At 68.7% G+C, this 13,159-nt stretch carries 11 protein-coding genes; 6 read left to right on the top strand and 5 right to left on the bottom strand.

Going from position 1 to position 13,159, the window contains the following annotated elements:
- The first annotated feature begins 13 nt into the window (after nt 1–13).
- Nucleotides 14–888 (top strand): IS5 family transposase gene (locus OG975_RS32900; RefSeq protein ID WP_406326904.1). Its coding sequence is split into 2 segments (ribosomal slippage): nt 14–358 and nt 361–888, totalling 873 coding nucleotides; the frame shifts between segments, so codons are not numbered across the junction.
- Between the two features lie 75 nt (nt 889–963).
- On the top strand, nt 964–1,623 hold the full coding sequence (locus OG975_RS32895; protein ID WP_406326905.1) for a hypothetical protein: 660 nt from the start codon (nt 964–966) through the stop codon (nt 1,621–1,623).
- 54 nt (nt 1,624–1,677) lie between these two features.
- On the opposite strand, the gene OG975_RS32890 is transcribed toward OG975_RS32895, so the two are convergent.
- Nucleotides 1,678–2,703, bottom strand: coding sequence for an ATP-dependent 6-phosphofructokinase (locus OG975_RS32890; RefSeq protein ID WP_406332931.1), 1,026 nt, complete (start codon nt 2,701–2,703; stop codon nt 1,678–1,680).
- A gap of 250 nt (nt 2,704–2,953) precedes the next feature.
- Here OG975_RS32890 and pta point away from each other — a divergent pair, with 250 nt between their 5' ends.
- From pta to pyk, 3 genes are all read left to right on the top strand, one after another.
- Nucleotides 2,954–5,044, top strand: a complete 2,091-nt coding sequence (pta, locus tag OG975_RS32885) for a phosphate acetyltransferase (protein WP_406332930.1) — start codon at nt 2,954–2,956, stop codon at nt 5,042–5,044.
- Nucleotides 5,041–6,279, top strand: coding sequence for an acetate kinase (locus OG975_RS32880; protein WP_406332929.1), 1,239 nt, complete (start codon nt 5,041–5,043; stop codon nt 6,277–6,279). The genes pta and OG975_RS32880 overlap by 4 nt, the downstream gene beginning before the upstream one ends.
- Before the next feature lie 98 nt (nt 6,280–6,377).
- Nucleotides 6,378–7,808 carry a pyruvate kinase gene (pyk, locus tag OG975_RS32875; RefSeq protein ID WP_406332928.1) on the top strand — a complete coding sequence of 477 codons (1,431 nt, stop codon included), beginning with the start codon at nt 6,378–6,380 and terminating at the stop codon, nt 7,806–7,808.
- A gap of 91 nt (nt 7,809–7,899) precedes the next feature.
- On the opposite strand, the gene OG975_RS32870 is transcribed toward pyk, so the two are convergent.
- The 4 genes from OG975_RS32870 to OG975_RS32855 form a co-directional block, all read right to left on the bottom strand.
- Nucleotides 7,900–9,204, bottom strand: coding sequence for a hypothetical protein (locus tag OG975_RS32870; RefSeq protein WP_406332927.1), 1,305 nt, complete (start codon nt 9,202–9,204; stop codon nt 7,900–7,902).
- The gene (locus OG975_RS32865; protein ID WP_406332926.1) at nt 9,194–9,829 is read right to left on the bottom strand and encodes a DUF6114 domain-containing protein; all 636 of its coding nucleotides are present in this window, start codon (nt 9,827–9,829) and stop codon (nt 9,194–9,196) included. Before OG975_RS32865 ends, OG975_RS32870 begins: the two co-directional genes overlap by 11 nt.
- Nucleotides 9,830–9,949: 120 nt before the next feature.
- Nucleotides 9,950–10,582 carry a DUF6230 family protein gene (locus OG975_RS32860; protein ID WP_406332925.1) on the bottom strand — a complete coding sequence of 211 codons (633 nt, stop codon included), beginning with the start codon at nt 10,580–10,582 and terminating at the stop codon, nt 9,950–9,952.
- Nucleotides 10,583–11,203: 621 nt separating this feature from the next.
- Nucleotides 11,204–12,181: a tetratricopeptide repeat protein gene (locus OG975_RS32855; protein WP_406332924.1), complete on the bottom strand. Its 978-nt coding sequence runs from the start codon at nt 12,179–12,181 to the stop codon at nt 11,204–11,206.
- A gap of 342 nt (nt 12,182–12,523) precedes the next feature.
- On the opposite strand from OG975_RS32855, the gene OG975_RS32850 reads away from it, so the two are divergent.
- Entirely contained in the window at nt 12,524–13,150 is a 627-nt protein-coding gene (locus tag OG975_RS32850) for a TetR/AcrR family transcriptional regulator (RefSeq protein ID WP_406332923.1), read from the top strand.
- Nucleotides 13,151–13,159 lie beyond the last annotated feature (9 nt).

Raw genomic sequence — 13,159 nt, 5'->3', positions numbered from 1 at the left:
ATGATCAAGCGCCGTGGGGCGTGGAGATCTGACGAATGGCCAGTGGGCTCGGCTGGAGCCGTTGCTGCCGCTGGGCAAGAAGCCGGGGCGGCCGCCGACGTGGACGCGTCGGCAGTTGATTGACGGCATACGCTGGCGGACCAGGACCGGTGCGCCGTGGCGGGACGTTCCGGACCGGTACGGGCCGTGGGACCGGGCCTACGACCTGTTCCGTCGTTGGCAGCGCAACGGCACCTGGAAGCGGATCTTCGAGCAGCTCCAGGCCGAAGCCGACGCGAAGGGCCTCATCACATGGGACGTCAGCGTGGACTCCACCATCGCCCGGGCGCACCAGCACGCCGCCGGGGCGCGTAAAAAGGGGCAGCGCAGAAGGAGTCTCCCGGCGGGGTCGACACCGAGCCCGACGACCACGGCCTCGGGCGTTCGCGCGGCGGATTGACCACCAAGTTGCACCTGGCGGTCGAGCAGGGTCAAAAGCCCCTCTCACTCATCGTCACCGCCGGGCATCGGCATGACAGCCCGCAGTTCCAGCCGGTACTGGAGGCCATACGGGTGCCCCGGATGGGTCGGGGCCGGCCGCGCACCCGGCCGGACAAGGTGCGGGCCGATAAGGCTTACGGCTCCCGAGCGAACCGCGCTTACCTGCGCAGACGTGGCATCGGCTGCACGATCCCGGAGAAAGCTGACCAGGTCCGCAATCGCAAGAAGCTCGGCTCCCGAGGCGGCCGACCGCCGAAGTTCGACAAGGTCGACTATCGCGAGCGACACGCGGTGGAGTGCGGGATCAATCGGCTGAAGAGGCACCGTGCGGTGGCGACGAGATACGACAAGCTGGCCGTCCGCTACGAAGCGACCGTACAGGTCGCTGCCATCAACGAGTGGCTGTGACAAGCCGGAGCGGGGGCAGAAAGTTCCTGGGAAAACCTTTCGAGGACACCACCACTGACCTGCCACCCTGGTGAGATGCTGCTCAAACTGACCGGTTCCAGCTGTTCGGGCAAGACCACGCTCGCTTACCCCGTGAGCGAGCGGCTGGGGCGGCTCGCCGTGCACGACTTCGACGAGCTCGGCGTACCGGAAGGCGCCGATCGCCAGTGGCGAAACCGCATGACCGAGATGTGGGTGCGGCGTGCGCTGGAGTACCAGGCCCGTGGAGTCGACCTCCTGCTGACCGGGCAGTCCCCGCTGGGAGAGGTCCTGGCCAGCCCCTCCGCCCCGTTGCTAGATGGCATCGCGGTCTGTCTGGTCGACGTGTCCGACGAGCTCCGGCGCGGCAGGCTCACCAAGCGCGACTCGGACCGGTGGGACGCTCCGGCGGTTGACGCCTTCCTCGGCTGGGCCGCCTGGCATCGCAAGCACGCTGAGGATCCCCGATACCGACCCGACGCCATCATCGACGACAGCTGGCCCCGTATGGCCTGGCACCGCTGGACCGGGTGGACCGCCGACGATCAGCGATGGTGCACCCACCTGCTCGACACTACGGACCAGCCTGTCGCGGAATCCGTAGATCAGGTTGAGCAATGGGTGACCGAACAGCGCGACACGCTCCGATCCGGCCGTCTCCCCCTGTCGCGGGGCTGGTCAGACCAGACAGCCGCCCGAGCCGACCACGACTCATGATCCACTTTCGCAACAGACCCTAGTACGCGCTAGATACGCACTAGTAGCCGCCTACTAGAAAACCGACTCCGCCTCGTCCATCCGATCCTTTGGCACCGTCTTCAGCTCAGTGACCGCCTCGTGCAGCGGCACCATCATGACGTCCGTGCCCCGCAGCGCCGTCATCTTGCCGAACTCGCCCCGGTGCGCGGCCTCGACCGCGTGCCAGCCGAAGCGGGTGGCGAGTACGCGGTCGTACGCGGTCGGCGTGCCGCCGCGCTGGATGTGGCCGAGGATGACCGGCTTGGCCTCCTTGCCGAGGCGGCGCTCCAGCTCGTACGCGAGGGCCGCGCCGATGCCCTGGAAGCGCTCGTGGCCGAACTGGTCGATCTCGCCGTGGCCGTAGTCCATGGTGCCCTCGGCGGGGTGGGCGCCCTCGGCGACGCAGACGACCGCGAACCTCTTGCCACGGGCGAAGCGCTCCTCGACCATCTTGACCAGGTCGGCCGGGTCGAAGGCGCGCTCGGGCAGGCAGATGCCGTGGGCGCCGGCGGCCATGCCGGACTCCAGGGCGATCCAGCCGGCGTGCCGGCCCATGACCTCGACGACCATCACGCGCTGGTGGGATTCGGCCGTCGTCTTGAGGCGGTCCATGGCCTCCGTGGCCACGCCCACCGCCGTGTCGAAGCCGAAGGTGCGGTCCGTCGAGGAGATGTCGTTGTCGATCGTCTTGGGGACGCCGACGACCGGCAGGCCCGCGTCCGACAGCATGCGCGCGGCGGTCAGCGTGCCCTCGCCGCCGATCGGGATGAGCACGTCGATGCCGAATTCGCGGGCCATGTCCTGCGCGTTCTCGCAGGCCTCGCGGAGCCGGTCGCGCTGGAGGCGGGAAGAGCCGAGAATGGTGCCGCCACGGGCGAGGATGCCGCTGACCGCGTCCAGGTCGAGGGTGCGGTAGTGGCCTTCGAGCAGGCCGGCGTAGCCGTCCTCGAAGCCGACGACCTCGTCCCCGAAGTTGGTGACCGCTCGGTGCACGACCGATCGGATCACTGCGTTCAGGCCCGGGCAGTCGCCGCCTGCGGTGAGAACTCCGATGCGCATCGTGCTGTGTCTCCTGCTCGCTGTTGGTACCGGTGAGCCAATCCGATTGTTTCACGGCCCACAGGGCACCGCCGCTCCCACCCACTCCACCAGGACGTTCTCCCTGGCGGGCGCCGTAGCTACCCGCAGAGGTATTGTCAAGAGGGTTCTGCTCACGTCAGCGGGCCATTTTTCCGAGCCGCAAATCACCACCTCGCGACGAAGACCGACGCAGACAAAGACGAGACGAAACGAAACGGATGGAGCACGCGTGACGCGCAGCGTGTACGTGACCGGGATCGACCGCGGCGACGGCCGCCAGGTCGTCGAGCTGGGGGTCATGGAGCTCCTGACCCGCCAGGTCGACCGGGTGGGGGTGTTCCGTCCGCTCGTGCACGACGGCCCGGACCGCCTCTTCGAGCTGCTGCGCTCCCGCTACCGGCTGGCGCAGGACCCGTCGACGGTGTACGGCATGGACTACCACGAGGCGTCCGCGCTCCAGGCCGAGCAGGGCGCGGACGAGCTGGTCTCCTCGCTGGTGAACCGCTTCCACGCGGTCGCGCGGGACTACGACGTCGTCCTCGTCCTCGGCACCGACTACGCCGACACCCAGTTCCCCGACGAGCTGGCGCTCAACGCACGGCTGGCGAACGAGTTCGGCGCCTCGGTCATCCCGGTCGTCGGCGGCCGGGGCCAGACCGCCGAGTCCGTACGCGCCGAGACGCGCAACGCCTACCGCGCCTACGACGGTCTCGGCTGCGACGTTCTCGCCATGATCGTGAACCGGGTGGCCGCCGCCGACCGCGCCGTAATACTTGAGCGGCTCGACAGCCGTCTTCCCGTGCCCTGTTACGTCCTCCCGGACGAGCCCGCGCTGTCCGCGCCCACCGTCTCGCAGATCACCCAGGCCCTCGGCGGCAAGGTGCTCCTCGGCGACGACGCGGGGCTGGCCCGTGACGCGCTGGACTTCGTCTTCGGTGGCGCGATGCTGCCGAACTTCCTGAACGCGCTGACCCCCGGGTGTCTCGTGGTCACCCCGGGCGACCGCGCCGACCTCGTCGTCGGCTCGCTCGCCGCGCACAGCGCCGGCACTCCCCCGATCGCCGGTGTGCTGCTCACCCTGAACGAGCGGCCCAGCGACGAGATCCTCACCCTCGCGGCCCGCCTCGCGCCGGGCACTCCCGTCGTCTCCGTGGCCGGTAACTCCTTCCCGACCGCGACCGAACTCTTCGGCCTGGAGGGGAAGCTGAACGCGGCCACGCCCCGCAAGGCGGAGACGGCGCTCGGCCTGTTCGAGCGGTATGTGGACACCAGTGACCTGCTGAAGCGGGTGTCCGCGCCGAGCAGTGACCGGGTCACGCCGATGATGTTCGAGCACAAGCTGCTGGAGCAGGCCCGCTCCGACAAGCGCCGTGTCGTCCTCCCCGAGGGCACCGAGGAGCGTGTCCTGCACGCCGCCGAGGTGCTGCTGCGCCGGGGGGTCTGCGACCTGACGCTGCTCGGCCCGGTCGACCAGATCCGCAAGAAGGCCGCCGACCTGGGCATCGACCTCGGCGCCACCCAGCTCATCGACCCGCAGACCTCGCCGCTGCGGGATTCCTTCGCCGAGAAGTACTCCAAGCTGCGCGCCCACAAGGGCGTCACCGTGGAGCTGGCGTACGACGTCGTCGCCGACGTGAACTACTTCGGCACGCTGATGGTGCAGGAGGGCCTCGCCGACGGCATGGTGTCGGGTTCGGTGCACTCCACGGCCGCCACCATCCGGCCCGCCTTCGAGATCATCAAGACCCGGCCGGACTCGAAGATCGTCTCGTCCGTCTTCTTCATGTGCCTCGCCGACAAGGTCCTCGTCTACGGCGACTGCGCCGTGAACCCGGACCCGAACGCCGAGCAGCTCTGCGACATCGCCATCCAGTCGGCCACCACGGCCGAGCAGTTCGGCGTCGAACCGCGGATCGCGATGCTGTCGTACTCGACGGGTACGTCCGGTTCCGGCGCCGACGTCGACAAGGTGCGCGAGGCGACCGAGCTGGTGCGGCTGCGCCGCGGCGATCGGCGGATCGAGGGGCCGATCCAGTACGACGCGGCCGTCGAGCCGTCGGTCGCGGCGACCAAGCTGCCGGACTCGGAGGTCGCAGGGCAGGCGTCCGTGCTGATCTTCCCGGACCTCAACACCGGCAACAACACCTACAAGGCCGTGCAGCGCTCGGCCGGCGCGATCGCGGTCGGTCCGGTTCTGCAGGGTCTGCGCAAGCCCGTCAACGACCTGTCCCGGGGCGCGCTCGTCCAGGACATCGTCAACACCGTCGCCATCACGGCGATCCAGGCCCAGACCTCCGACCAGAAGGCTTTCCAGCAGTGACCGCCACCCGCGCCACCCGCGTCCTCGTACTCAACTCCGGCTCGTCGTCGGTGAAGTACCAGCTGCTCGACATGCGTGACGGCAGCCGGCTGGCCGCGGGCCTCGTCGAGCGGATCGGCGAGGAGACCTCCCGGCTGAAGCACACCCCGCTGACCGGCGGGGAGTCCCGCGAGCAGATCGCCCCCATCGCCGACCACGAGGCCGCCCTCAAGGCCGTCGCGGCGGAGCTGGCCAAGGACGGGCTCGGTCTGGACTCCCCCGAGCTGGCGGCGATCGGCCACCGGGTCGTGCACGGCGGGAAGACCTTCACCGACCCGACCGTCATCGACGACTCCGTGCTCGCCGAGATCGAGCGGCTGATCCCGGTGGCTCCGCTGCACAACCCGGCGAACCTCACGGGCATCCGTACCGCCATGGCGCTGCGCCCCGACCTCCCCCAGGTCGCCGTCTTCGACACCGCCTTCCACACGACGATGCCGGAGTCGGCGGCGCGCTACGCGATCGACGTGAAGACCGCCGACGAGCACCGCATCCGCCGGTACGGCTTCCACGGCACCTCGCACGCCTATGTGTCCCGGGCGACGGCTGAGCTCCTGGGCAAGGCGCCACAGGACGTGAACGTCATCGTGCTGCACCTGGGCAACGGGGCTTCGGCGTCGGCCGTGCGCGGCGGCCGGTGCGTGGACACCTCCATGGGGCTCACACCGCTGGAGGGGCTCGTGATGGGGACCCGCTCCGGTGACATGGATCCCGCGGTCATCTTCCATTTGATGCGTGTTGGCGGGATGTCCACAGACGAGATCGACACTTTGCTCAACAAGAAGAGCGGCCTGATCGGTCTGTGCGGCGACAACGACATGCGGGAGATCCGCCGTCGTGTCGACGAGGGTGACGAGCGGGCGCGGCTCGCCTTCGACATCTACATCCACCGCCTGAAGAAGTACATCGGCGCCTACTACGCGGTCCTCGGCCGGGTGGACGCCATCGCCTTCACCGCCGGAGTGGGCGAGAACGCCGCCCCGGTGCGCGAGGCCGCGATCGCCGGCCTGGAGGAACTGGGTCTCACGGTCGACAGCGACCTGAACGCCGTACGCAGCGACGAGCCGCGGCTCATCTCGCCGCGGTCCGCGCGCGTCGCGGTCGCCGTGGTGCCGACGGACGAGGAACTGGAGATCGCCACACAGACGTATGCGCTGGTCGGAGAGGGCAATGCCGGATCCCGGAGGACGCGATGACTGAGCCCGGAAGGGCAACGCCTGAGCACCTGCCCGCCCATTTGTATCTTCCACCAGACGGAATATTCCGTAGCGAAACAAACCGATAGGATCGCCCCATGCGCCGTTCGAAAATCGTCTGTACTCTCGGCCCCGCGGTCGACTCCCACGAGAAGCTCGTCGCGCTGATCGAAGCCGGCATGAATGTGGCCCGCTTCAACTTCAGCCACGGCACGCACGAAGAGCACCAGGGGCGGTACGACCGCGTCCGGGCCGCCTCGGCCGAGACCGGCAAGGCCATCGGTGTGCTCGCCGACCTCCAGGGCCCGAAGATCCGCCTGGAGACCTTCGCCGAGGGTCCCGTCGAGCTGGAGCGTGGTGACGAGTTCACCATCACCGTCGAGGACGTGCCCGGCGACAAGACCATCTGCGGCACGACCTACAAGGGTCTGCCCGGCGATGTCTCCAAGGGCGACCCGATCCTCATCAACGACGGCAACGTCGAGCTGAAGGTCGTCGAGGTCGACGGTACGCAGGTCAAGACGGTCGTCATCGAGGGCGGCGTGATCTCCGACCACAAGGGCATCAACCTGCCCGGCGCGGCCGTGAACGTGCCCGCGCTGTCGGAGAAGGACGTCGAGGACCTGCGCTTCGCCCTGAGGATGGGCTGCGACATGGTCGCCCTGTCCTTCGTGCGCGACGCCAACGACGTGAACGACGTCCACAAGGTGATGGACGAGGAGGGCCGCCGGGTCCCCGTCATCGCCAAGGTGGAGAAGCCGCAGGCGGTCGAGCACATGGAGGGCGTCGTCGCGGCGTTCGACGCGGTGATGGTGGCCCGTGGCGACCTGGCCGTCGAGTACCCGCTGGAGAAGGTCCCGATGGTGCAGAAGCGCCTCGTGGAGCTGTGCCGCCGCAACGCCAAGCCGGTGATCGTCGCGACCCAGATGATGGAGTCGATGATCACCAACTCCCGTCCGACGCGCGCCGAGGCCTCCGACGTCGCCAACGCGATCCTGGACGGCGCGGACGCGGTCATGCTGTCGGCCGAGTCGAGCGTGGGCGCGTACCCGATCGAGACCGTGAAGACGATGTCGAAGATCGTCGTCGCGGCCGAGGAGGAGCTGCTCTCCAAGGGCCTGCAGCCGCTGGTTCCGGGCAAGAAGCCGCGCACGCAGGGCGGTTCGGTCGCCCGCGCCGCCTGCGAGATCGCCGACTTCCTCGGCGGCAAGGGTCTGGTGGCCTTCACCAAGTCCGGTGACACCGCCCGCCGGCTGTCCCGCTATCGCGCGCTCCAGCCGATCCTGGCCTTCACCACGGACGAGGGCACCCGCAACCAGCTGACGCTCAGCTGGGGCGTCGAGTCCCACGTCGTGCCGTTCGTGAACAGCACCGACGAGATGGTCGACCTGGTCGACCAGGAGCTCCAGAAGCTCAAGCGCTTCAACGACGGCGATGTCGTCGTGATGACCGCGGGTTCGCCCCCCGGCGTCCCCGGCACCACCAACATGGTCCGGGTGCACCACCTGGGCGAGAGCGACCACGCCTGACCCCCGGTCCCCGTACGCCACTGAGGGCGCCCCCTGCGAACAGGGGGCGCCCTCAGTGTATTTGCGGCTCCCGGACGGGTCTGGGGGGCGCTCAGTCCTGGTAGGAGTGCAGCCCGGGGATGGTCAGCGTGCCGCCGAACTGACCGGCCTGGACGACCTTCACCTTGGTGAAGTAGATCAGCGGGATGTTCAGCGGCGGAGGGTTGTCCGGGCTGAACGTGATCGGGATCAGACCGAACAGGTTGCCGGAGATGCTCTCCGTGTACATGATCGTTTCGCCGTCACGGATGGTGGACGTCGAGCCGCTGGCCGCCTGCACGTGGTAGGTCTTGCCGGACTGCTTGTCGTTCACCGTCTGGTGCAGATCGCCGATGTCCGTGCCGTCGGAGATGACGTACTTCAGGACCTTCTTGGTCGATCCGTTGGCCGTCTTCACCTTGACTATGCCCTGGTAGTCGGCGCCCTTGAGCAGCAGGGAGCTGGCGTTCAGGTACCAGGGGTCGTCGGGCAGGGTGACCGGGTTGTCGACGCCGCCCTCGTCGTCGGTCGCGACCGGGCAGTCCGACGCGTCCGTCGTGGAGCTCGCGGAGGGGCTCGGGGACGCGGTGGCCGCGTCGGCCGCCTTCGTCACCGTGTCCGTGGTGTCCGAGGCCGCCTTGGACGCCGTGTCGGTGGTGTCCTTCACGGTGTCCTTGACCGTCTCGGTGACCTTGTCGGTCGTGTCCTTGACGGTGTCGGAGGTGCTGTCGGACGTGTCCTCGCTCGCGCTCGCACTCGCGCTGGCCGTGGCGGACGGCGTGGGGCTGGAGCTCGTCGAGGAGTCGTCGCCGCCCGTGAGGACGTCGGTGATCGCGTCGCCGATGGTGTCCAGCACGTTGCCGCTGCTCGCGGACGCCGAGGGGGTCGCCGTGGACGTACCGCTGTCCGACGACTTGCTCGACGTACTCGCGGAGGACGAGGACGCCGACGGTGTGGGCTCGGCCGTGTCGTCGGAACCTGAATCCGACGAAGAGGACGTGCCCGAGGACGCCGAGGGTGTCGGCGTGGCCTTGTCGGTGGACTCGCTCGCGCTCGGCGAGGCGGAGTCGGAAGCAGAGGCGGAGGCAGAGGGCGACGCCGAGTCCGACGCGTCCGTGCCGTCCACGGCCTCGACGCACGCCTGGTACTCGTCGGCCGTCAGACTCTTGGACGTCGGGTGGTCCTCGGCGTTGGCGAGGGTCGGGGTGAGCCCCATCCCCATGAGGACCGCGGTGGGCATCGCGGCCAGTGCGATCGCCTTGCCGGCCGGCATGTGGAACCTGGTGAACAGCGGCTTCCTCGGGGCCGCGTGCCGCGGCCCGGTTCTCACACGGGACTCGTCCACATCAGTCCCATGGATCGCCTCGTCAGCCGGCACTGTGCCTCCCGTTCGCCCCGTTCGCCGGGCTCGTTCCGTACAGGTCGTTCGGCTCGTCCACGCCGTACACGGCCTCGGGCTGAGCGGCCTCGGCGGCCGGGCTGTCCGGGGTGTTCGCGATGTCCGGGGTGTTCGGGGTGTTCGGGGTGTTCGGGGCGTCCAGCGTCTTCGAGGCGGCGCCCGCGTTCTTGTATCCCGACGCGGACGGATCCGTGTCGGGCTCGCCCGGCACCCAGGCAACCGCCATCGCGCCGCCGATCATGGCGAGCAGGAAGCCCATCAGGAAGCCGCCGAGGTTGGCCACCGGAATGGACACCAGCGCGAGGAGGATCGCCGCGACACCCGCGAAGGTCCGTACGTGCTTCTGGAACCAGAGACTGACGCCCAGCACGCCCAGCAGCACGCCGATGATCAGGGAGCCCGCGCCGGCTGTGGTGGCCATCGCCAGCGTCAGATGGCCGACCTGGAGGTGCGCGTACGGAAAGTAGGCGATGGGGAAACCGCCGAGCAGGATGAACAGTCCGGCCCAGAACGGACGGTTGCCCCTCCAGGCGCGGAAGTTCCGCCGGAACACGGTGAGGTAGTGCTCGTTCTGGCCGGGCGCGGCAGGAGTCTCGGCGCTCATGGAAAACAGCTCCCTGGAACGGCTTTGCTGTGAGAAGTACGCGTAGGAGAAGGACGCGTACGGCGGGAAGGAGCGGGGCGGGCGAGGCAGCCTAGGCTCCCCCGCCCGCCCCTGGAGTGCCTAGTAGCACTCCTTGACGCCCTTGGACAGCGACATCTTCAGGCCGCTGAGCTTGAACGTGCCGGCAGTGGTCGCCCACGCCGTCTGCTTGACATCGGTCAGCGTGGCCGAGTCGGCCTGCTGGGCGAACCCGTAGGGGTTGGCCGTGTCGCCCTTGGAAATGCCCGGACCCTTGCTGGCGTCCTTGGCCGCAACACCGATGTCGATGCCGCGGAACACTGCGTTGGCCTGCAGGTCCTCGATGTCGACGTAAAGGTTCTCGGCCTCGACCGGCGTACCGTCGCCGCCCGCCTTCAGCGTCAGGCTGACAGAGCCGAGCAGCGGGATGTTCGGGGTGACCACCGACTGGCACATGTTGGTCAGCGACGCGGTCTTGAAACCCGAGACGGCGACGGGGTGAGCCGTCTTGGTGCCGTCGAGGTTGTAACCCGAGTCAATGGCCCCGTACTGGACGAAGCCCGTACCGTCGAGCTTGTCCGCCGTCACCTTGAACGACTGACCCGAAACGCTGAACGACGCGGCCAGAGCGCCCTGCGCGAGGGCGACACCTATCGCTGCCGTGGCGGCCACGCTGGGCACCATCACGACCGCGAACCGCTTCCATCTGGTCCCGCCACGCACCTGGGACTCCATATTTCCTCCTTCTCGGACGTACATCTCCTGGCCCTGACTGCCCCATGTCGGCGGCTCAGCCGGGCAGGGATGGGAGAAGTGCTACGTCCTCGGGAAGGAGAGCGCCTGTCCTCGGAGGTGCGAACAACACCCGATTCACTGGCGATCACCCCCGAGCGACAACCACTGGTCGCGCCTGACACACATCACGCACAACCTGCTGGGCAGGCTCTGCCGTTTGGCAAAGACCCCCCTGCCCAAGAGCCGGCGACACAACCATCGGCTCTACTCGGTGGGGACCCAGAAAACCCCTTGACCCGATTGGCTGTCGGAGTAGGGGTAATGGACCGAGCGTCGCCGATCGTGGTGCATTCTCGCCGCCCGCACAAGGGGGTTCGTTACTCGCTAGTAACGGGGGGATAACCGAACAACGACCCGTCGGTATCGGTCGGCGACGCAGGGTGGCGTGACCCCGGGGGGCAAAACGGCCGATCCCTGGACGGAATCCGACAGATCAAGGCCCCAGACTTACTCCAAGTAACAGCGGCCGCGTTTACCAAGATTTGGTAAAGCGCGGCCACATGTCGCTCTGGCGGCCAATCTTTCACCTGGGCATCACAAGCCCCGACGTTTAAGAACAGGTCAGAAGAGCGCCCTGGCCAACGCCCGGCGCGCCGCGGTCACCCGCGGATCATCGGCCCCGACCACCTCGAACAGTTCGAGCAGCCGCAGTCGTACGGCATCACGGTCGTCGCCCGCCGTACGCCCCACCGCGTCGATGAGCCGCCCGAACGCGTCTTCGACATGCCCGCCCACGAGGTCCAGGTCGGCCGCGGCGATCTGCGCCTGTACGTCGCCGGGCTTCTCGGCGGCGTCCTTGCGCACCTGCTGCGGATCGGCGCTCTGCACCCGCTGGAGCAACTCGGCCTGGGCGAGGCCCAGTTTGGCCTCCATGTTGCCCGGGTCGTCGCTCAGTACGTTCTTGTACGCCTGGACGGCACCGCCCAAGTCACCCGCGTCCAGGGCCTGCACGGCGGCTTCGAGGAGCGCGTCGTACGGTCCCGCCGGAATCTCGGGCGCCACCGGGGCGCTGCCGGGCTCGGCATCGGGGTCGACGGTCAGGCCGGTGAGGCCGAAGCGCTGTTCGGCGACCTGCACGAGCTGGTCGAGGGTCCCCCGGATCTGCGCCTCGCCGGCCGCTCCCTGGAAGAGCGGCAGCGCCTGTCCGGCGACGACGGCGAACACCGCCGGAATCCCCTGGACCCCGAACTGCTGCATCAGCATCTGGTTGGCGTCGACGTCGATCTTGGCGAGGACGAAGCGTCCGTTGTACTCGACGGCCAGCCGCTCGAGCACCGGGCTCAGCTGCTTGCAGGGCTCACACCACTCGGCCCAGAAGTCGATGACTACCGGGACCTCGGTGGAGCGCTGCAGGACCTCGTTCTCGAAACCCGCCTCGTCGACGTCGATGACGAGGCTGGCGGGGGATACGGCCCCGCCTCCGCCGCCCTGCCTGGCCGCTTCGGCGCGCGCCTGCTCCGCCTTCGCCTTGGCCTCCTGGGCCGCCTTCACCGCGGCGAGGTCGACGACTCCGCTCATGGACATGTTCCGTGGCTGCATGAGTACATCCTCCCCCTTCCGCGCGCACGTGTGAAAAGCGTGGTGAAAGCCAGGCCAGTTACGTCTTGATCGGTCTCGCTGGGCGCCGGGTCCCCACCTGGCGCCAGTGGTTGTCGCTGCGACTGTGACTGGCGCACATTCCTGTGCACCAGCTTTCGCTACGACCTGTAGCGTAACTGTCTCCGGGCACCGCTGACGCCCCTTCCCCGGTGATCTCCCTCACGGCTTCACAGAAAGGCCGGTTATCGTCACACCTTGGCCGCCCTGGCCGCCGAATGACCTCTGAACGGCCTCGCCACGGCCTCCCCATGACCCCCGCCGTCGCCGGATATGGTCACTGACATGCAGAGCCGCACTTCAGCCCCCCGTACGGGGCGCCCGCGCAGTGCCGCCGCGGACGCCGCGATCCTGGAGGCGACGCGCGCGGCACTGGTCGAACTGGGCTGGTCCAAGCTGACGTTGGGAGACGTGGCGACCCGCGCCGGGGTCGCCAAGACGACCCTCTACCGCCGCTGGGCGGGCAAGAACGAACTCGTGGTCGACGCGGTGGCCGTGCTCTTCGACGAGCTGGAGCTCCCCGACCGGGGCAGTCTGGCCGCCGACATCGAGGGCGTGGTGCTGCAGTTCGCGGCGATTCTGGGCCGTCCGGAGGCGAAGACGGCGCTGATGGCGGTGGTGGCGGAGTCCACCCGCGACGAACCTCTCCGCGAACGCATCCGTACGTCGATCGTCGACCGTCAGAAACGCCTCGTCGTGGAGGGCCGCGCCCGCGCCACCGCCCGCGGCGAACTCCCCTCGGAGTCCGACCCGGCCACCGCCGCCCGCACCGCCGACCTCATCTTCGACATGGTCGCCGGCGCCGTGGTCCATCGCACCCTCGTCAGCGCGGAGCCGGCGGACGAGGAGTGGGTCCGCAGCCTCACCCGAGTACTGCTCCTGGGCCTGACGGGCGCAACAGCCCAGCCCTGACCGGGTCTC

Source organism: Streptomyces sp. NBC_00203, from assembly GCF_045206325.1.
GTDB classification, from domain to species: Bacteria; Actinomycetota; Actinomycetes; order Streptomycetales; family Streptomycetaceae; genus Streptomyces; species Streptomyces lutosisoli.
The sequence above is the reverse complement of the archived record's forward strand: the minus strand, read 5'-3'. Positions and strand labels throughout refer to the sequence as shown.

Excerpts from the sequence above, each read along its gene's own strand:
- pyk (WP_406332928.1), top strand. The coding sequence starts at position 6,378 with ATGCGCCGTTCGAAAATCGTCTGTACTCTCGGCCCCGCGGTCGACTCC.
- OG975_RS32890 (WP_406332931.1), bottom strand. The coding sequence starts at position 2,703 with ATGCGCATCGGAGTTCTCACCGCAGGCGGCGACTGCCCGGGCCTGAAC.
- OG975_RS32850 (WP_406332923.1), top strand. The coding sequence starts at position 12,524 with ATGCAGAGCCGCACTTCAGCCCCCCGTACGGGGCGCCCGCGCAGTGCC.
- OG975_RS32855 (WP_406332924.1), bottom strand. The coding sequence starts at position 12,181 with ATGCAGCCACGGAACATGTCCATGAGCGGAGTCGTCGACCTCGCCGCG.
- OG975_RS32895 (WP_406326905.1), top strand. The coding sequence starts at position 964 with ATGCTGCTCAAACTGACCGGTTCCAGCTGTTCGGGCAAGACCACGCTC.
- OG975_RS32860 (WP_406332925.1), bottom strand. The coding sequence starts at position 10,582 with ATGGAGTCCCAGGTGCGTGGCGGGACCAGATGGAAGCGGTTCGCGGTC.
- OG975_RS32865 (WP_406332926.1), bottom strand. The coding sequence starts at position 9,829 with ATGAGCGCCGAGACTCCTGCCGCGCCCGGCCAGAACGAGCACTACCTC.